Raw genomic sequence first — 19,652 nt, 5'->3', positions numbered from 1 at the left:
TAAAGCATTGATAACTATCCCAAATGAACAGAAGAAATTTCATAAAAAGCGGTTCTGCCGCAGGTTTAATTACAACAATCGGCTTACCTGCATCAGCCGCGATAGTTACAAACAATGATATTACAACAGCATTTAAAGACGATTTTGAATTAAACGAAATTACAATAACTGAATTACAAAACCTGATGAAGAACGGCAAAGTTTCTTCTAAATCGATAACAAAGTTATATTTAAAAAGAATTGAAGCGCTAGATAAAAAAGGGCCGAAACTAAATGCCGTTATCGAAATTAATCCTGATGCTTTAGAAATTGCCAGCAAAATGGATGAAGAGCGTAAAGCTGGTAATATTAGAGGCATGATGCACGGCATACCTGTTTTAATTAAAGACAATATTAATACGGCTGATAAAATGCAAACCACGGCTGGGGCTTTAGCCCTAGCGGGCAATATAGCTTCCCTTGATGCTTTTATTGTTAAAAAACTTCGTGAGGCTGGCGCAGTAATTCTGGGTAAAACTAATCTTAGCGAATGGGCAAACTTCCGTTCAACCCGCTCTTGCAGTGGCTGGAGCAGCAGAGGTGGTCAAACTAAAAATCCAAATATTTTAGATCGAAGTCCAAGCGGCTCCAGTTCTGGCTCGGGTTGTGCAGCTTCTGCAAACTTATGTGCTATTGCAATCGGAACCGAAACCAATGGCTCTATAATTGCGCCATCATCGTATAATGGTCTTGTAGGGTTTAAGCCTACAGTGGGTTTGTTAAGTCGTAGCGGAATTATCCCCATCTCCAAAACACAAGATACGGCAGGCCCGATGGGCAGAACGGTTACTGATGTTGCAATTTTGTTCTCTGCTTTAACAGGAGAAGATGAGCAGGATGAAGCAACCAAAGGTAGCTCGGCAAAAACACAAAAAGATTATACTCAGGCATTAAAATACGATGGTTTTAAAGGAAAGAAAATTGGTGTTGAAAAATCGTTTTTAACTGGCCATGAAGGCGTTGTAAAATTATATCAAAATGCAATTGCTAAATTAAAAGAACTTGGTGCCGAAATTATTGAGGTAGAACTTTTAAAAGAACTTAAGGTAATTGGTTCAGCAAGTTTTACGGTACTTCAATGCGAATTTAAAGATGGTGTTAATGCTTACTTAAAAACAGCAAATGCAAAAGTTAAAAATTTAACTGAAGTTATTGCTTTTAATAAAGCAAATGAAAATACAACCATGCCCTACTTTAAGCAAGAAACCTTAGAAAGCAGTGATAAGGCACCTGCCATTTCGAGTGTAGCATATAAAGAGGCTGTAGAAAAGGTTCTTTCTTCGAGAAAAATAATTACAGATTTAATGGCAAAAAACAATCTGGATGCTATTGTAGGTACGAGTTATGGCATTCCATCTTTAATTGATTTGTTTAATGGCGATTACAGCAATGGTTTTTATTTTTGCAGTCCAGCTGCAATGGCTGGTTTTCCACATATAACAGTGCCGATGGGGAAAATTTACGAATTACCTGTTGGCCTATCGATTATGGCAAATGCTTACGAAGAAGATAAAGTTTTAAATATGGCTTTTACTTTTGAACAGGCAACGAAACATAGAACTGCGCCAAAGTTTCTTAAATCATCTAACTTTTCATCAGGGATTTAACACTATGCAATTTATAGTTATACCACAATACATACTTGGTTTTAAGTTGGGTATATTACAAGGTAATCAACCGAATAACACCCGAGATATACCTGAGTAAATACTGAATTAGAACTGGTAATAAAAGGGACTAAGAATACTTAGAAAGAGAGGTAGTTTTTAGTTTTTCACCATCTAAGAAAACTTAAGAGAATCTTAGTATTGTATTCACTTTATGCTTTTAGCTTACAAGCTATATTTCCCAAGTTTGTACTTTAGGCTTTAGTTTTTCACCATCTAGGAAAACTTAAGAAAATCTTAGTATTGTATTCACTTTATGCTTTCAGCTTTTAGCTTACAAGCTATAATTTCCCAGGTTTGTACTTTAGGGTTTAGTTTTTCACCATCTTAGGAAACTTAAGAGAATCTTAGTATTATATTCACTTTATGCTTTCAGCTTACAAGCTATAATTTCCCAGGTTTGTACTTAGGGTTTAGTTTTTCACCATCTAAGAAAACTTAAGAGAATCTTAGTATTATATTCACTTTATGCTTTAGCTTACAAGCTATAATTTCCTGGGCTTGTACTTTAGGGTTTAGTTTTCACCATCTGAGGAAACTTAAGAATATCTTATTATCATATTCACTTTATGCTTTTAGCTTACAAGCTTATATTCACTTTATACTTACAGCTTTTGACTAAAGCTTATAAGCTATACTTTTTCCAGGTTTCTACTTTAGCTTTTTGTCGTGAGATATAGGCATTAGCAATAACTTCTGCCGAACTTAAGCCTTCTGTATTTTCTAATAACTCTTTTAATTTATATTGATCGACATCTGCCTTGTAAAGTATCTGAATGAGTTTAGGGAAATCATGATCGACGAGGTATGCAAAAGCATCAACCATTGCCTGATGCAATTGATTTTCCGTGAATTCATTTTGAATATCAAAATCTTTGCTGATGATTTTAATTAAGGATAAGTTATCGCTCACAAATAAATTATTAAGATTATAGAGTTGTAGGTTTCGCTGTTTTGCCTAGTACCAAAGGCCAAAATTAATAAACCTGATGAAAATGAAAAGCCCGCAGTGCAACGAGGACTTGAAATGGACAGCAGGACTACAGCAGAAATGAAATACAGAACCAATCGTTTTCAAATAAAAACAAACAGGTAAAGAATTAGCAACCTTTTTTACTTTCTATTTATTCCCTACACCCACTTTATTTCCTGGCATATTTCTATTAAAACGCCTTTTGTATCTTTTGGGTGTACAAAGCAAACCATTTTATTATCGGCTCCCTTTTTGGGCGATTCGTTAAGCAGTACAAAACCTTCGCTATGCAGCCTTTCCATTTCGGCTAAAATATCATCGACAAGGAAGGCAATGTGATGAATGCCCTCTCCTTTTTTTTCTATGAACTTTGCAATAGCGCTATCGGGCGAAGTAGCCTGCAATAACTCGACTTTGTTATCGCCAGTTTTAAAGAATGCAGTATTTACAAATTCTGACGCAACTTGCTCTGTTTTATAGCAATCGGTGTTGAGTAATTTCTGATAGATATCTATAGAATTATTCAGGTCTTTTACGGCTATGCCAATGTGCTCTATCTTATTCATAGATTATAAGGTTATGTGAATGTAAAAATGCAGGTTTTCGCTATAACCTCATAGCTATTATTTATAATTGTTAAATAAGTTTTTTCGTATCTTTGTAGTAGAAATAACAGAACTGAAATGAAACAGCCGATATATTTAGATAATAATGCCACTACACCTCTTGATCCGAGGGTATTAGAGGCAATGCTACCTTACTTTACTGAGAAATTTGGAAATGCCGCAAGCCGTAATCACGCTTTTGGTTGGGTGGCAGAAGAAGGAGTTGATTATGCTCGTGAGCAGGTAGCCAAACTAATTGGCTGTACCGAAAAAGAAGTTATTTTTACATCAGGTGCAACTGAAGCCGATAACTTGGCTATTAAGGGTGTATTTGAAATGTATAAAGAAAAGGGTAACCACATTATTACTGCGGTTACCGAACATAAAGCTGTTTTAGATACTTGTAAACACCTTGAAAAAAATGGTGCTCGTGTTACCTATTTAGGCGTTAAAGAAGATGGCTTAATTGATTTAGCTGAATTAGAAGCTGCTATGACTCCAGAAACTATTTTAGTTTCGATTATGTATGGCAACAACGAAATTGGTGTGATTCAACCCGTTAAAGAAATCTCGGCAATTGCACACAAACATGGCGCTTTATTTATGACTGATGCTACGCAGGCAGTTGGTAAAATTCCTGTTGATGTTAATGCAGATGGAATTGACTTGATGGCTTTCTCTGCACATAAAATGTATGGTCCGAAAGGCGTTGGTGCACTTTATGTACGTAGAAAAAACCCAAGAGTTAAAGTAACTTCACAAATGGATGGCGGTGGCCATGAGCGTGGAATGCGTTCTGGTACATTAAACGTTCCAGGTATTGTTGGTTTAGGTAAAGCTTGCGAACTTTGTCGTTTAGAGATGGAAAGCGAAACTATTCGTTTATCAGCTTTGCGTGATAAGTTAGAATCGACTTTAAACAAAATGGAAGAAAGTTATGTTAATGGTAATACACAACACCGTTTACCACATGTAGCTAATATCTCTTTCAAATATGTTGAGGGTGAAGGTTTAATGATGGCCATGAGCGATTTAGCAGTATCTTCGGGTTCGGCTTGTACTTCAGCTTCTTTAGAACCATCTTACGTTTTGAAAAGCTTAGGTTTATCTGATGATTTAGCACACTCTTCAATTCGTTATGGTTTGGGAAGATTTACTACTGAAGAAGAAATTGACCAGGCGATTGCAGTTACTGAAAAAGCGGTTAATCACTTAAGAGAACTTTCTCCACTTTGGGAAATGTTTAAAGAAGGAATTGACTTGAGTAAAATTGAGTGGGCAGAACATTAATTTGCAAAGCAAATTAATGTGTTGTGTGTTACAAGTTGCCTGTTACATGTTTAGATGCTTAGCATAAAGCGATTAGACTGAAAACAGACAACCGATAACAGGAAACTAATAAATTAAAATCATCTCTTCGGAGATATAAAGAAATAAAATCATGGCATATTCAGAAAAAGTAATTGACCATTACAATAACCCACGTAACGTAGGTACATTAAATAAAGACAGCAAATTTGTAGGAACTGGTTTAGTTGGCGCACCTGAGTGTGGCGACGTAATGCGTTTACAAATTGAAGTTAGTGAAGATAACGTAATCACTGATGCTAAATTTAAAACATTTGGTTGTGGTTCGGCTATTGCTTCTTCTTCTTTAGCTACAGAATGGTTAAAAGGAAAAACAATTGATGAGGCTTTAACTATCGACAATATGGATATTGTTGAAGAATTAGCTTTACCTCCAGTTAAAATTCACTGCTCGGTGTTAGCAGAAGATGCAATTAAATCGGCCATTAACGATTACCGCGTTAAAAATGGTTTAGAAGCAATTGTGTTAGAGAAATCGCACCATTAATAATAGTAGCAAGTATAAAGAATCAAGTATCGAGATTGAATTTCGACTTGATAAAACCTTGATACTTGATACTAAAATCTTGATACTATGATTACTATAACAGATAAAGCAAAAGAAAAAATCACCCACTTAATGCAGGATTCGGAAATGGGTTCTGATTACTTTTTACGTGTTTCGGTAAAAGGTGGTGGCTGTTCAGGTTTATCTTATAACTTGGATTTTGATAACGAAGAACAAAAAGGCGATCAGTTTTTTGAAGACAGAGGAATCAAAATTGCATTAGATATGAAATCTTTCTTATACCTAGCTGGTACAGAATTGGATTTTACTGATGGGTTAAATGGCAAAGGTTTCAACTTTATTAATCCAAATGCTAGTCGCAGTTGTGGTTGTGGCGAGAGTTTCTCAGTTTAAAATTCATTACAAATAATATTTTAAAGGCCTCGATATTTTCGAGGCCTTTTGCGTTTTAACACATTCATAAATGCGAAACAGCGGAGTAATTGAATTAGTAATGATAAAAGGAGATTGCTTCAAGCCTTGCAGTAACGTTGAGACGATAATGTGAGTAAATCTCGTTGATCTTCGGGAAAAATATACAAACCAAAATCAGCTCGCATACATCAATTTACATTTTTAAACCAAAAAGTATTATAATTGTTAATTATAACGAACACCAAATAACGAGCAATGCCATTAATTAACGAATTTTCAACCGTCCCTACCCTTTTAAGGAATGTGATAAAAAATATTCACAAGCCAGAAGAAACCTTTTTAATTCATAAACAAGGAACTGAATGGACGGAAATTTCTTTTGAGGATACCTTAAAAAGAGCTGATGCCGTATCAGCATATTTTTTAGAAAGAGGAATAAAAAAAGGCGATCGTTTAGGTTTAATGATTGAAAATTCGCCTGAATATGTTTATTACGATCAAGGTATTCAACAAATTGGTGCAATTAATGTTTCTATATATCCTACACTTTCTGAGCAGGAAGTAGCTTATATAATTAACGATTCTGGCATAAAATCAATTCTTGTTGGAAATAACTTTCTTTATCGCAAGGTTTTAAAAGTTGCAGCAAATTGTAAGGAGTTAAAATACATTATCCCTGCATTTAAAGATTTTGAAAAAGTCGTTGTTCCTGAAGATGTTGATGTTGAAGTAATTGCTTTTTCAGATATTCTTGCACTTAAACATCAGGTTACGGCAGCAGAACGGGCCGACATAGACCAATGCAGAAGTTTGGTTTTACCAAATGATGTATCTTCTCTAATCTACACTTCAGGAACAACAGGTACACCAAAAGGGGTTATGCTTACCCATTATAATTTTGTAAAAAATGTAGAGGTTTGTCTGCAACAGATTCCTGTTATCGATGAAACAGAAACTTTTTTATCATTTTTACCACTCTCCCATGTTTTTGAACGTACGGCAACTTATCATGTGTGCTGTGCACAAGGCTGTAAAATTGCGTTTGCTCAAAGCCTTGAATTATTAGCAAAAAATATGGGCGAAGTTCGTCCGACGGTTATGAGTTGTGTACCAAGATTACTGGAACGCATTCATGATAAAGCCATTAAATCGGGAACATCAGCTGGTGGAACAAAAGCAAAAATATTTACCTGGGCGTTAGAAACAGGAAAAACTTATCGCGTTGCGAAAGAAGCTGGTAAAAACCCAGGGTTAATGCTTTCAATTAAAAAAGGTATAGCCGAAAAATTAGTTTTCAGTAAAATTAAAGAGAAAACTGGTGGTAGGTTGAAATTTATGATTTCTGGAGGTGCTGCACTTCCAAAAAATGTGGGAGAGTTTTTCGGCGATTTAGGCATTAAAATATTAGAGGGTTTTGGTTTAACAGAAACTTCGCCAGTTATGTCGGTTACCGAATACCATAGGCAGGTTTATGGAACAGTAGGACGTGTAATCCCAGGTATTGAAGTTGGTATTCAGGATGTAGAGACTAAGGAAATTATTAATATACAAACACACCATACTTTTAACGAGGAATTTGAATGTGCAGAAGGCGAAGTAATTGTACGTGGCCATTGTGTAATGAAAGGTTACTTTAATAAACCTGCAGAAACAGCCGAAGCAATAGATGCAGCTATGTGGTTTCACACAGGCGATATCGGTCGTTTTTACAAGGGCAATCTTCAAATTACCGATCGTTTAAAGAACATGATCGTAAATGCTTATGGCAAAAATGTTTATCCTACTCCTGTAGAAAATATTTACTTAAAAAGCCCGAAAATTGATCAGTTATTCCTTATAGGCGATAAACGTGAATTTATTACAGCGATCATTATTCCAAATAGAGAAACTTTAGAAGAGACTTTTAAACTTAAGCCTTCATTCTTTGAAGAATCAGATCCATTTATTCAAAACAAGGAAATTATTGATTGGATGGAACAAGACATTAAGAAAATTTCTAATGAATTAGCCAAGTTCGAACGTATTAAAAATTTCAAAATAAAACGTAATCCTTTTAGCATTGATGAAGGAGAAATTACACCTACAATGAAGATAAAACGTCGTATTGTTGAAAAGAAGTATATAGATGTGATTGACGAGATGTATGAAGAAGGCGTAGAGGCAGAATCATAAAATGCTATAAACAAAATAAAGGCTGGGTTTTCTAAGTGAAATCCAGCCTTTAATTTAAAAAATTAATTACAATTCAATTCCATTAGCATCAGTTGTTAAAATCTCTGTCATGTAATCTAAAAAAGGTCGCATATCTTTAAAAACCTGATTACAGTTAGTAAGAAAATCTGCCTTTAATACTTCTTCATCAGAAAAATGATGAACCAGCAAAAATTGCTTATAACGAAGTAAGTCAATATCCTTATGCTCGGCATCAAAACCTTTTGGCGTTGTTTTTAATTGTTCGCCTTTTAAATACTCAAACGATTTTATAAAAGTTTTATCCTTTAATATCTCTCGCAAAGGCTCTGCATCAAAAGCTATATTTTCTCTAATTAATTTTAAATCTTGTGGTGATGGCCCGAAGAAACCACCCGCAACGAAACTATTTCCAGATTCGATATGGAAATAATAACCTCCCCTACGTTGTTTTCCTGTACGCTTAAAACTCCCACTCCAATGGGTTTTGTAAGGTGTTTTATCATTAGAAAAACGGGTATCACGATAAATTCTATATAAGCTTTTTTTACCCGAAGCAGTTTCAATTACATCATGGATATTCATTAAATCCAGCAAATGCTGAGCGAATGATTCAATTAGCATTTGTTCTTTTTGGAATGCTAATTTGTTGGCATTAAACCACTCTCGTTCGTTATTTTTCTTTAGTAGTTTTAAAAATTCTAAACTCGACTGTTGTATTGGGTTTATATCAGACATGGAAATATTTAATTGAAATATGCTACAACAAATATAATACCTGTTAATTAGTTTTTAAACCAAATGGGTTATACATAATAGTTAGAATAAGATTTTTAATTCCTTTTCCTTTATTATCTTTGTATCCATCAGCTTTTAAACGATTATAAAGGGTTTTGAACATCTCTATTTTGAATTCAATTTTTCGAAGTTAAAATGTTTCTGTTTTAATCGAAGCTGTTAATTTATAATTACGTAACAAATTGCAAAATCATTACTTTTGCAAAAAATACCCGAAATGAGTATAGGATTATCAGAACAAGAAATATTACGACGTGAGTCGTTAAAACAATTACGCGAATTAGGCATAGAGCCATATCCTGCAGAATCATATGAGGTTAATGTAACCGCTGCAGATATTTTAGCAAACTACGAAAAGGATAAAACAGCATACAAGACGGTTAGCTTAGCGGGTCGTATTATGGGCCGTAATATTATGGGGGCTGCTTCTTTTGCCGAAATTCAGGATTCTACTGCTCGTATTCAGGTTTATTTAAAGAGAGATGAACTTTGTCCTGGTGAAGACAAAACAATTTATAATACCGTATTTAAAAAACTTTTAGATATTGGCGATTTTATCGGTATTAAAGGTTACGTATTTACTACTCAAACTGGCGAAATATCTATCCACGTAACTGAATTTAAAGTTCTTGCTAAATCTTTACGCCCTTTACCAATTGTTAAACGCGATGATGATGGAAATGTATATGATGGATTTACCAATCCAGAATTACGCTACAGAATGCGTTATGTAGATTTAACTGTTAATCCTGATTACAAACAAATATTCATCAAACGTAGTAAGGTAATTAATTCGATGCGTAACTATTTCGACAGCCAAGGCTGGATGGAAGTAGAAACGCCGATTTTACAGCCTATCCACGGCGGTGCAGCTGCTCGTCCGTTTGCTACGCATCACAATACTTTAGATATGCCACTTTATTTGCGTATTGCTAATGAATTGTATTTAAAAAGGCTAATTGTTGCAGGTTTTGACGGCGTTTATGAGTTTGGTAAAATGTTCCGCAATGAAGGTATGGACCGTACTCATAATCCAGAGTACACTTCGATGGAAATTTATGTAGCTTACAAAGATTATATCTGGATGATGGCTATGGTTGAAGAATGTTTGGAAAAAGTAGCAATTGCAACCAATGGTTCGGCTGTAGTTAAAGTTGGCGAAAACGACATCAATTTCGAAGGTCCTTATGAAAAGTTAACCATGTACGAATCCATACAGAAATATACAGGTATTGATGTTTCTGCGATGGATGAGCAACAACTGCTACAAACCTGTAAAGATTTAGGCATCGAAACCGATTCTACAATGGGTCGTGGTAAACTTGTAGATGAAATTTTTAGTGATAAAGTAGAAGCGAATTTAATTCAACCTACGTTTATTACCGATTATCCAATCGAAATGACACCGCTTGCAAAAAAACATCGCTCTGCGCCAGGTTTGGTTGAGCGTTTTGAAATATTTGTTAATGGTAAAGAAATTGGTAACGCTTATTCAGAATTAAATGATCCGATTGATCAAAAAGAACGTTTTGAAGACCAGTTAACATTAGCAGATCGTGGCGATGCTGAAGCAATGGCAATGGATGAAGATTTCGTTCGTGCGCTGGAATATGGTATGCCGCCAACATCAGGTTTAGGCTTTGGTATCGATCGTATCGTTATGTTAATGACTAATCAAAGCACAATTCAGGAAGTACTATTTTTCCCACAAATGCGCCCTGAAAAAAAGAAAATAGAAATGACTGCTGAAGAAACCGAACTTTATGCATTAGTTAAAGAAGGTGAGCAATATCTCTTAACTGACGTTAAAGCAAAATTAGCAGATTGGAGCAACAAAAAATGGGATACAACCTTAAAAGGTTTAACGGGAAAAAACATTTTAAAAGTTGCCAAAACCGACGACGGTTTATTTCTATCGCATAAATAGTTTTTTCGTAGATGCTTTGTTAACAAAAGCATAACATAAACTTAAAAGGCTTGCTAACAATTATTTAGCAAGCCTTTTCTATATTTACAGCAATCGACAATAAAATCGTTGCCTTATGAATACTTCAAGTTTAGAAATTACAGAAAGAGAATACTGCATCAAACTAAGTAAAGATGCGTTCGATTTATCCCTTGTTCACCAGTTAATCAAAAGAATTCAAGCCGAGGCATTTTTCTTCAAAAGAGCCGAATCAGAAGAATTAGACATTTTGAGCAAACGCACTACACGAGAAGAACTAGAAGGATATGATTATCTGGGAGATAAATAATCTCTCCCTTAATCAATATCCAAAGTACCTTCTACCGAATCATCCATCGTTTTTCCAACAAGTACCGATGCTGCCATCTTTAAAAAAGCTACAGCAGTACCATGTTTACTATCCCAATAATAACCTTCACTTGGTATAACTTTAATTAAAGTAATATTTGGATCATCTTTGCCACCCTGAAACCAGGTTTGAATAAAAGGGCTCCAAAGCTCGTCTATCTTAGCCTGATCTCGGCTAATTTCTGAGATACCGTAAATGTTAACAAAACCAGAGTGCGCTCCAGCCTGAAATAAAAGATGTGTAAACGGGTCGCTTGCAATTTCTTCGTTTTTATGACTATCCTTCATACTCATAAACCAGATATTCCCTTGTTCATCAACTTGTTGAATTGCCATCGGCCTAATCGATAATGGCACCCCTGTTTTAATATTTGTGCAAAAAAAGCAGCTTTCTGCCTTTTCGGCTAATTCATTAAGTTTTTCGATGGCTTCTTTACCACCTAAATCTTTAATGTTATTTTCTTCCTGAGTATTGTTAGTACTTCCTTCTTGTGATGTTGCCATAAGTATAAGATTTATAATACACTACAACAGAAATCTTAATTTGGTTTTTAATCACTGTGAAAAGCACATTCCTGAAAAGAATAAAGTTCAGCCCTGCTATCACTATTATCTTTTTGTTTTAAGTGGGCATAAACATTTGAAAGCTTTTGCAACAAAAAGTATAGCCGTTCTATCAGGTTTAATAAACTCAGTTTTCTGCAATAAACCTAAAATGCTAACTTTGAAGTATTGCATTCTATCATGGAAAATTTAAAACCCGAACCTTTCAAGGCAGAAATTCAAATTATCGGAATAAACCCATTTGTTTTTGTTCCAGAACCTTATCTTAAATATCTTTTCAATAAATCTGGAAATGACAAAGGAAAAATTCCAGTAGAAATTAAAATAGACGGTTATTCCTTTAAACAAACCTTAGTAAAATATGCTGGTGAGTGGCGTTTGTATCTAAATACGCCAATGAGAAATATGGTAAAAAAAGAAGTTGGTGATTATGCAACTTTCGAAATAGAAATCGATTACGAAGAAAGAATCGTTCAACCTAACCCAAAATTCAGAAAAGCATTAAGCGAAAATAATATCGCCAATAGCATTTTCAATGGCCTTGCTCCTTATCTTCAAAAAGAAATAATCAGATATATTAATAACTTAAAAACAGAGGCATCAGTAGATAAAAATATTGAAAAAGCCATTCAATTTCTGTTGGGTAATCAAAAGTTTATAGGCAGAAATCATCCATAAAAAAAGCCATTTCAATTAAGAAATGGCTTCGTTATTTTTTGGTTTATTTATCTGTAACGAACCTGTTGTTGCTTGTCCATCATTCCCATCTGATCTTTCATTTGTTTAATCTGATCGGCTAATAGTTTATTTTTATCTGCTTTTTTGGCTTCCGCTAAATACATAGTAGCTTCGCGTTTATTACGCTTTGCCATTGCAATGCCAGCCAAACTTAATTTTGCCAAGGCAACATTATGTTCCATTTGCATACCTAAACTTAAAGCTGTTTTAAAATACTTTTCCGATTTCATTGGAGCTGTTCTGCTCTCTATTAGTCCAACTAAAAGATTGTAATAACCATGCTGAACTTTAATTAACTGTTTTTCGTAATCGGTAATTCTATCCAAATACGATTTTGCTTTTGGCATGTTATCTTTTCTAAGAAACCATTGTGCTAAAAGCATATTCTCGTTAAAGAAATAAGTAACTAATATAATTAAACCCAGTAAAATGGCTACAATACCCCAAGGCCAGAAACCGAAAATGAATAAAGCAACTGCGCCACCCAACAATGCAAACCCTGCTATTAATCTGATAAAATTTGGCATAAAATTTATTCTAATTATTTTTTTCTGCAAATATCGTTTTTAAATGGCAGAAATTAGAGATTAAAACAATAATTTCATTAAAATTTTACAACATACTAAAACCATGTTATTCGAATGAAATATCTTTTATCTATAACCCTAATTATCATTACTATGAATGTTTCAGCACAAAAACTGAATAAACACACACACGATACTTCGCATAACCAAGACATATTAATTAATGTTTGTACTCGTGAGGGTTTAGTAACATTTCCACAGTTTAAAGAAATGTATGAACCTTTATATTCGGCTTATTTGCCTGATTCGGCTACAATGATTCAATTGAAAAAATTAGTTAAAAGTGAAAGAATTAAGGTTGTTTTAGGAACATGGTGTGGCGATAGTAAGGTTTATGTACCTAATTTTTTTAAAGTTTTAGATCTGATACAATTCAAAGAAAAGAACATGGAAATTATAGCTGTTGATGGCCATAAAAAAGCAGAAAACGGGGTAATTGATGGTTTAGATATTCAAAGTGTGCCAACATTTATTGTTTATGATAAGAAAGGTAAAGAATTAGGAAGAATTGTTGAACACCCTAAAACCACCCTAGAAGGCGATTTATTGGCCATTTTGCAAAAGAAATCTTAAGCTTTAATAAAAAATAAATTAAACAATAGCAGGAAATTCTCGTTATTCATTATTAAAAAAATTAACAAAATTATTATGTCTGCTGCATTAGAGCCTGGTTGGTTAACCGTATTGGAGGGGGAATTTGAAAAGGATTATATGAAAAGCCTAAAAGCCTTTTTATTAGAAGAGAAAGAGAAAGGTAACACCGTATATCCTAAAGGCACCGATATTTTTAATGCACTTAATACCACTCCTTTCGATAAGGTAAAGGTTGTTATTTTAGGCCAAGATCCTTACCATGGCGCTGGTCAGGCCCATGGTTTATCATTTTCAGTTCAGAAAGGTGTGACCGTCCCTCCTTCTCTAAAAAATATGTACAAGGAATTAGAAACTGACATAGATGGCTTTAAAACACCTGGCCATGGTAATCTAACTCACTGGGCAGAGCAAGGGGTTCTGCTTTTAAATGCTACACTAACCGTTCGGGCATCAGAAGCAGGTTCTCATCAAAAGCGAGGTTGGGAAATATTTACTGATGAAATCATTAAAGCATTATCTCAAAAAAGAGAACACATTGTATTTGTACTATGGGGCAAATATGCGCAACAAAAAGCTGAGCTAATTGATGCGAGAAAACACCATGTATTAATGGCTGCTCACCCTTCGCCTTTTTCGGCATATAACGGGTTCTTTGGTTCAAAACATTTCTCCAAAACAAATCAATTGTTGGTGCAAGATAATTTAACACCAATTGATTGGAAATTAATTTGATTTCACCATCTTAGATAACTTAGAACATCTAAGTATATTATTTATCATCCTAAGCTAAAGACTTGATTAGATTTAACGTCTTAGATAACTTAGAACATTTAAGAATAGTATTTTATCATTCATGAGCTAAAAACTTAATTTGATAAAATGATTAGAAATTAATTTGATTCTACCATCTTAGATACCTTAGAGCATCTAAGAATAGCATTTTATCATTCATGAGCTAGAAACTTAATTTGATAAAAAAGATTGGAAATTAATTTGATTTCACCATCTTAGATACCTTAGAGCATCTAAGAATAGCATTTTATCATTCATGAGCTAAAAACTTAATTTGATAAAAATGATTGGAAATTATTTGATTTCACCATCTTAGATAACTTAGAACATCTAAGAATAGTATTTTATCATTCATGAGCTAAAAACTTAATTTGATAAAATGATTAGAAATTAATTTGATTTCACCATCTTAGATAACTTAGAACATCTAAGAACAGCATTTTATCATCCCTAAGCTAAAAACTTAATTGATAAAAATGATTGATAAAAAATTTCTTGACGATTTAGAGTATAAAGTTAGTGGGGCCTGTATAGAAGTCCATAAAATACTTGGTCCAGGTCTTTTGGAAAGTATCTACCATAAATGCCTAATAAGGGAACTTCAGCTACAAGGCATAAGATTTATAAGTGAACATCAAATTACTGTTGAGTATAAAAACATATTTATAGATACAGAAATTAGAGCTGATTTATTTATAGAAAACTGCATGGTTCTGGAGCTAAAATCTATCGAAAGAATACTCCCAATTCATCAAGCACAAATTTTAACTTATATGAAGCTCTTAAATGCGCCTTGCGGTTTACTTATAAACTTCAATTGTATCAACATAATAGCTGAGGGTAAAAAAGCTTTTGTTAACAGTTTATATCGAAGAATTGCGGATGAGTAAATTCATTATCAAACTTAGATGATCTAAAAACCCTAAGATGGTGAATCTCTTAAATGAGTTTAAAAAATGTATATGGCCATTTGTAGCTGAATAAATTCACCATCAAACTTAGATGATCTAAAAATTCTTAGATCGTAAATCTCTTAAATGCCGTTTAAAAAAAATATAAGGGCATTTTAGCTGAGTAACTTTAACATCAAACTTAGATGATCTAAAAACCCTAAGATGGTGAATCCCTTAAACGCGTTTAAAAAATGTATTTAGGCATTTGTAGCTGAATAAACTTACAATCAAACTTAGATGATCTAAAATTCTTAGATCATAAATCCCTTTTTAATACTCCAAAGGCACAATTGGCTCCTTCTTAGTTGTAGACATAATCATCATAGTTTGAAAAGTTTTAACTACAGATATTTTACTGATTTTATCCATAATTAAGCGCTCGTAAGATTTAATGTCTTTAACATAAACTTTTAACAAGAAATCTGCCTGACCAGTAACGTGATGACACTCCGTAATTTCTTTAATTTGATTTACCTCATCCAAAAAGATTTGTATGGTATTATTCTTATGAAAATCTAACTGAATCTGGATAAAGGTTTTTATACCTAAACCTAATTTTTCTTCATCAACAAGAGCATGGTAGCTTTTGATGTAGCCAGCCATTTCGAGCTTGCGAACACGCTCTAAAGTTGGTGCTGGCGAAAGGCCTATTTCTTGAGATAATAACAAGTTGGTAATTCTACCATTTTCTTGTAAAATCCTTAAGATCTTAAAATCAATTTTGTCTAATTCAGATGCCATATAAATTCAAAGGTATTGAGAACACAAACATAACCAAATTATATTCTAAATTTTAACATAATTTATCATCTATATTTTAAATAATAATTTTTAGATTTACCTAAAAATAAAATTAGATAAACATAAATGCAAAGCTTTACCGAAGAGAATTACCTTAAAGTCATTTATCATCTGGCAGAAAAAACAAATAACGTTCAAACTAACGCTATTGCAGAACAGATCCAAACCAAGCCAGCTTCTGTTACCGATATGATTAAAAAGCTTGCGGATAAGGGATTTGTAGATTATGTTAAATACCAAGGTGTTACTTTAACTGAAAAAGGAAAGCAGGCGGCTATTGATATTGTAAGAAAACACAGGCTTTGGGAAGTATTTCTGGTTGATAAACTTAATTTCAAATGGGATGAAGTACATGATGTAGCTGAAGAACTCGAGCATATTAAATCAGTTGATTTGATTGAACGATTAGATGAATTTCTTGGCTTCCCTAAATCCGATCCTCATGGCGACCCTATTCCCGATAAAAACGGAAGGTTTGCTAAAACGCAGTTTATAAAACTTATCGAACTTAGCATTAATGATAGCGGAACTATAACAGGCGTTTCTCAGCACAGTTCTGCCTTTTTAAAACACTTGGAGAAATTGGGTTTAACACTAGGTAAAGAAATACAAATTACCGATGTAACTGATTTCGATGGTTCAGTAGAGATAGTTGTAGATAACAGGCAAATTAACATTAGCAGAGAAGTAGCAAAACATATTTTAATTAGTAGTAATGGCAAAAACTGAATCGTTAAGTGAAGTACATCAAAGTGTAAGTACAGATAAAAGAAAAGGTTGGCGCAGAATTTTATCTTTTATAGGTCCTGCTTATTTAATTAGCGTTGGTTATATGGACCCAGGAAACTGGGCAACTGATTTAGCTGGTGGCAGTAAATTTGGTTATCAGCTTATCTGGGTTTTATTGATGTCGAATCTAATTGCCCTACTTTTACAATCGCTAAGTGCTCGCTTAGGAATTGTAAGAGGGTTAGATTTAGCCCAGGCATCTAAACAAGCATATCCTAGATGGGCAAATATCCCCTTATTTGGCCTGGCTCAAACAGCCATAATTGCTTGCGATTTAGCTGAGATTATTGGTATGGCAATCGGCTTACAATTACTTTTCGGCTTACCATTAATCTGGGGAATTTCTATTACCATTTTCGATACTATTTTATTGCTTTTTCTCTTAAATAAAGGGATGAGAGCAATGGAAGGTTTTATTGTGTCAATGGTTTTCATTGTGGGGATTTCCTTTTTGGTCGAAATGTTTATTGTCGAGCCATCTTTAAAAGAAGTTGTTAAGGGGTTTGAGCCTTCATTCTTAAGTGGCGACGCACTTTATATTGCTATTGGTATAATTGGAGCCACCGTTATGCCACATAACCTTTATTTACATTCATCACTTGTACAAACCAGAAAAATAGAACGTACAAACAAAGGCATTAAAGAAGCTTTAAAATTTAATTTAATTGATACAACTGTTGCTTTAAACCTTGCTTTTTTTGTTAATGCGGCCATATTAATTCTTGCTGCCGCTGCATTTTACAAAAATGGATTACATGAGGTTGCTGAAATACAGGATGCTCATAAATTGCTTTCAAATATTTTTGGAGACGTTGCCCCTGCTTTATTCGCAATTGCTTTAATTGCGGCTGGGCAAAGTTCTACTGTAACAGGTACACTGGCTGGACAAATTGTAATGGAAGGCCATATTAATTTACGCATACAACCTTGGCTGAGGAGATTAATAACACGTTTACTAGCCATAATACCAGCATTCTTTACCATTCTTCACTATGGAGACGATGCTTTAGGTGGATTATTGGTTCTAAGTCAGGTGGTATTAAGCTTACAATTAGGTTTTGCCATAATTCCATTAATACATTTTACTTCTGACAAGAAATTAATGAAAGATTTTGCGATAAAAACCTGGGTAAAAGTTTTGGCTTGGGGAAGCGCATTAGCCATTATTTCGTTAAATGTAAAACTTGTAATCGAAGAAATAAGTGGCTGGACAAAGGGTACTAATAACTGGTGGATTTATGTTATTCTAATTCCGATTATTATTTTAGTGGTGCTGTTATTACTGTATGTTTTCTTTCATCCATTAATTGATAAAAGAAATGAAAACAAACAAATGGTTCCTCACGGCAATGCCTTAGATATCGGCAAAATTGAAAAAATCAACTACCAAAGAATTGGGATTGCTGTAGATTTTTCGAAAAATGATAGAAACACGATTAGACATGCACTTATTCAGGGAGGAAAAGAAGCCCATTATTACTTAATCCACATTGTTGAAACAGCCGTAGCGCGTTATCACGGTGATCGTGCAATGGATCATGAAACACAAAGTGATGCAGAAAACCTGGAAAAATACAAACTTAATTTAGCAGACTTAGGCTATGATTCGACCGTTTTTATTGGATTTGGTGGTACGGCAAAAGCAATTGCAGATATCAGTAACAAAAACGAATTTGAATTATTAGTGATGGGTGCTCACGGGCATAAAGGACTGAAAGACCTTATTTTCGGGACAACAGTTGATGCCGTGAGACACAAAGTAAAAATACCAGTTTTAATTATCCGATAGATTTTAAAATTTTCTTAATCCCGCCGTCACCGTTGCTGTAAACCATTAATTTACCATTTGGAGCATAAAGATACATTGCAGGATACTGAGAAGGCAAAAACGTAGGAATAAAAGTTCGGTTTTTATCTTGAAGAACGGTAACGTTTGGCTTAAGATTTAAGCCTGGTGCGTATAAACCAAAAAATTTCTGAATAGAAATAGATTCATCGAGTGTTACCATTAAAATATTAACGTTTTTAAATTTGCTATACACACTGTTTAATTCTTTAGCTTCTCTTTGGCAATGCTCACAAGTACAATCAAAAAGAATAAAAAGCGTTTTCTTCGATTGATTTATATTAACATTAGAATATGCTTTTCCATCTAATTTAAAGAATTTAAATTGAGGTAAATAAGCTGGTTGTTGAGCATTTGCATGAATTGCAAACAAAAAAGTAATTACAAAAAACAGGTTTCTTAACTTCATATTGAATAAATAAAATTCAAACTTAAATTTTTAATTTCGAACAAAACAATTAAAATTTAGGTTTTACAAAAGAAGAACATTAGCATCATATAATATAAAACGACATGTTTTAATTAAAAAATAATTTTAAAGCATTTTTTAAGATATTTGCAGCCCGACTATTTTATAGTCTTATAATTAAGCAGATCATTAAAATCTGCACAGATATAACAACACACTTTGAAAAACGATATTAACATAAAGAATAAAAGAGCTTATTTCGATTATAATTTAATTGATAAATATATAGCTGGAATAGCACTTTTAGGTACAGAAATTAAAGCAATAAGACAAGGAAAAGCCAATATGACTGATGCTTTTTGCATGTTCATTGGCGGAAATTTATACGTTAGAAACCTTCATATTTCGGAATATAGTCACAGTTCCTTTTATCATCACGATATCAAAAGAGATAGAGCATTGTTGCTTCAGAAAAAAGAAATCAGAAAATTAAAAGCTAAGGGCGAAGAAAAAGGCTACACCATTGTTCCATTAAGAATTTTTGTAAATGAGCGTGGTTTTGCTAAAATAGAAATTGCACTAGCACAAGGTAAAAAGGAATTCGATAAACGCGATAGCATTAAAGACAGAGATACTAAACGCGAATTAGATCGAGCATTGAAGAGATAATGGTTAATTAGCTCAAGCATATCATTAGTTTATT

Annotated in this window: 21 protein-coding genes; 14 read left to right on the top strand and 7 right to left on the bottom strand. The window is 33.7% G+C overall.

Annotated features, from left to right (window positions below):
- Positions 1–23 precede the first annotated feature (23 nt).
- A complete protein-coding gene (locus tag ABD692_RS17900) occupies positions 24–1,646 on the top strand; it encodes an amidase (RefSeq protein ID WP_344769160.1) in 1,623 nt (540 codons plus the stop codon).
- Positions 1,647–2,331: 685 nt separating this feature from the next.
- On the opposite strand, the gene ABD692_RS17895 is transcribed toward ABD692_RS17900, so the two are convergent.
- A complete protein-coding gene (locus ABD692_RS17895) occupies positions 2,332–2,619 on the bottom strand; it encodes a hypothetical protein (protein ID WP_344769158.1) in 288 nt (95 codons plus the stop codon).
- Between the two features lie 218 nt (positions 2,620–2,837).
- Complete coding sequence (gene mce / locus ABD692_RS17890; RefSeq protein ID WP_344769156.1) at positions 2,838–3,245, bottom strand: methylmalonyl-CoA epimerase; 408 nt, start codon at positions 3,243–3,245, stop codon at positions 2,838–2,840.
- 117 nt (positions 3,246–3,362) lie between these two features.
- On the opposite strand from mce, the gene ABD692_RS17885 reads away from it, so the two are divergent.
- From ABD692_RS17885 to ABD692_RS17870, 4 genes are all read left to right on the top strand, one after another.
- Positions 3,363–4,574, top strand: a complete 1,212-nt coding sequence (locus ABD692_RS17885; RefSeq protein WP_316761380.1) for an IscS subfamily cysteine desulfurase — start codon at positions 3,363–3,365, stop codon at positions 4,572–4,574.
- Between the two features lie 151 nt (positions 4,575–4,725).
- The gene (gene iscU / locus ABD692_RS17880) at positions 4,726–5,139 is read left to right on the top strand and encodes a Fe-S cluster assembly scaffold IscU (protein WP_047797365.1); all 414 of its coding nucleotides are present in this window, start codon (positions 4,726–4,728) and stop codon (positions 5,137–5,139) included.
- Between the two features lie 87 nt (positions 5,140–5,226).
- The gene (locus tag ABD692_RS17875) at positions 5,227–5,553 is read left to right on the top strand and encodes a HesB/IscA family protein (RefSeq protein ID WP_025142623.1); all 327 of its coding nucleotides are present in this window, start codon (positions 5,227–5,229) and stop codon (positions 5,551–5,553) included.
- A 276-nt stretch (positions 5,554–5,829) separates the two neighbouring features.
- Entirely contained in the window at positions 5,830–7,746 is a 1,917-nt protein-coding gene (locus tag ABD692_RS17870; protein WP_316761372.1) for an AMP-dependent synthetase/ligase, read from the top strand.
- A 66-nt stretch (positions 7,747–7,812) separates the two neighbouring features.
- Here the strand turns inward: ABD692_RS17870 and ABD692_RS17865 are convergent, their stop codons facing one another.
- Complete coding sequence (locus tag ABD692_RS17865; protein ID WP_344769151.1) at positions 7,813–8,502, bottom strand: DUF2461 domain-containing protein; 690 nt, start codon at positions 8,500–8,502, stop codon at positions 7,813–7,815.
- A gap of 277 nt (positions 8,503–8,779) precedes the next feature.
- Between ABD692_RS17865 and lysS the strand changes: the two genes are divergently transcribed.
- Together lysS and ABD692_RS17855 are read left to right on the top strand one after the other, a co-directional pair.
- A complete protein-coding gene (gene lysS, locus ABD692_RS17860; protein WP_316761368.1) occupies positions 8,780–10,489 on the top strand; it encodes a lysine--tRNA ligase in 1,710 nt (569 codons plus the stop codon).
- Positions 10,490–10,604: 115 nt separating this feature from the next.
- Entirely contained in the window at positions 10,605–10,817 is a 213-nt protein-coding gene (locus ABD692_RS17855) for a hypothetical protein (RefSeq protein ID WP_316761366.1), read from the top strand.
- 8 nt (positions 10,818–10,825) lie between these two features.
- Here ABD692_RS17855 and ABD692_RS17850 read toward each other — a convergent pair whose 3' ends face one another.
- The gene (locus ABD692_RS17850) at positions 10,826–11,380 is read right to left on the bottom strand and encodes a pyridoxamine 5'-phosphate oxidase family protein (protein ID WP_344769147.1); all 555 of its coding nucleotides are present in this window, start codon (positions 11,378–11,380) and stop codon (positions 10,826–10,828) included.
- A 240-nt stretch (positions 11,381–11,620) separates the two neighbouring features.
- On the opposite strand from ABD692_RS17850, the gene ABD692_RS17845 reads away from it, so the two are divergent.
- Entirely contained in the window at positions 11,621–12,118 is a 498-nt protein-coding gene (locus ABD692_RS17845; RefSeq protein WP_316761358.1) for a DUF1905 domain-containing protein, read from the top strand.
- A 47-nt stretch (positions 12,119–12,165) separates the two neighbouring features.
- Here the strand turns inward: ABD692_RS17845 and ABD692_RS17840 are convergent, their stop codons facing one another.
- The gene (locus ABD692_RS17840; protein ID WP_344769145.1) at positions 12,166–12,705 is read right to left on the bottom strand and encodes a DUF2892 domain-containing protein; all 540 of its coding nucleotides are present in this window, start codon (positions 12,703–12,705) and stop codon (positions 12,166–12,168) included.
- A 114-nt stretch (positions 12,706–12,819) separates the two neighbouring features.
- Between ABD692_RS17840 and ABD692_RS17835 the strand changes: the two genes are divergently transcribed.
- The 3 genes from ABD692_RS17835 to ABD692_RS17825 all read left to right on the top strand — a co-directional run bounded on the left by ABD692_RS17835 (position 12,820) and on the right by ABD692_RS17825 (position 15,041).
- A complete protein-coding gene (locus tag ABD692_RS17835) occupies positions 12,820–13,338 on the top strand; it encodes a TlpA family protein disulfide reductase (RefSeq protein ID WP_344769143.1) in 519 nt (172 codons plus the stop codon).
- Positions 13,339–13,413: 75 nt separating this feature from the next.
- Positions 13,414–14,091: a uracil-DNA glycosylase gene (ung, locus tag ABD692_RS17830; protein ID WP_344769141.1), complete on the top strand. Its 678-nt coding sequence runs from the start codon at positions 13,414–13,416 to the stop codon at positions 14,089–14,091.
- Between the two features lie 536 nt (positions 14,092–14,627).
- The gene (locus tag ABD692_RS17825) at positions 14,628–15,041 is read left to right on the top strand and encodes a GxxExxY protein (protein WP_344769139.1); all 414 of its coding nucleotides are present in this window, start codon (positions 14,628–14,630) and stop codon (positions 15,039–15,041) included.
- 333 nt (positions 15,042–15,374) lie between these two features.
- Here ABD692_RS17825 and ABD692_RS17820 read toward each other — a convergent pair whose 3' ends face one another.
- The gene (locus tag ABD692_RS17820; protein ID WP_056090420.1) at positions 15,375–15,845 is read right to left on the bottom strand and encodes an Lrp/AsnC family transcriptional regulator; all 471 of its coding nucleotides are present in this window, start codon (positions 15,843–15,845) and stop codon (positions 15,375–15,377) included.
- Between the two features lie 126 nt (positions 15,846–15,971).
- Between ABD692_RS17820 and ABD692_RS17815 the strand changes: the two genes are divergently transcribed.
- Positions 15,972–16,634, top strand: coding sequence for a metal-dependent transcriptional regulator (locus ABD692_RS17815; RefSeq protein WP_344769135.1), 663 nt, complete (start codon positions 15,972–15,974; stop codon positions 16,632–16,634).
- Complete coding sequence (locus tag ABD692_RS17810; protein ID WP_344769133.1) at positions 16,621–18,483, top strand: Nramp family divalent metal transporter; 1,863 nt, start codon at positions 16,621–16,623, stop codon at positions 18,481–18,483. Before ABD692_RS17815 ends, ABD692_RS17810 begins: the two co-directional genes overlap by 14 nt.
- On the opposite strand, the gene ABD692_RS17805 is transcribed toward ABD692_RS17810, so the two are convergent.
- Entirely contained in the window at positions 18,473–18,949 is a 477-nt protein-coding gene (locus ABD692_RS17805) for a TlpA family protein disulfide reductase (protein ID WP_316761333.1), read from the bottom strand. The genes ABD692_RS17810 and ABD692_RS17805 overlap by 11 nt on opposite strands.
- Before the next feature lie 219 nt (positions 18,950–19,168).
- Between ABD692_RS17805 and smpB the strand changes: the two genes are divergently transcribed.
- Positions 19,169–19,618, top strand: coding sequence for an SsrA-binding protein (gene smpB, locus ABD692_RS17800; protein WP_316761332.1), 450 nt, complete (start codon positions 19,169–19,171; stop codon positions 19,616–19,618).
- The last annotated feature ends 34 nt before the right edge of the window (positions 19,619–19,652 follow it).

Origin of the sequence: Pedobacter ginsengiterrae (assembly GCF_039537385.1) — a bacterium.
Taxonomy (GTDB): Bacteria; Bacteroidota; Bacteroidia; order Sphingobacteriales; family Sphingobacteriaceae; genus Pedobacter; species Pedobacter ginsengiterrae.
This window is presented reverse-complemented; position numbering and strand designations above follow the sequence as displayed.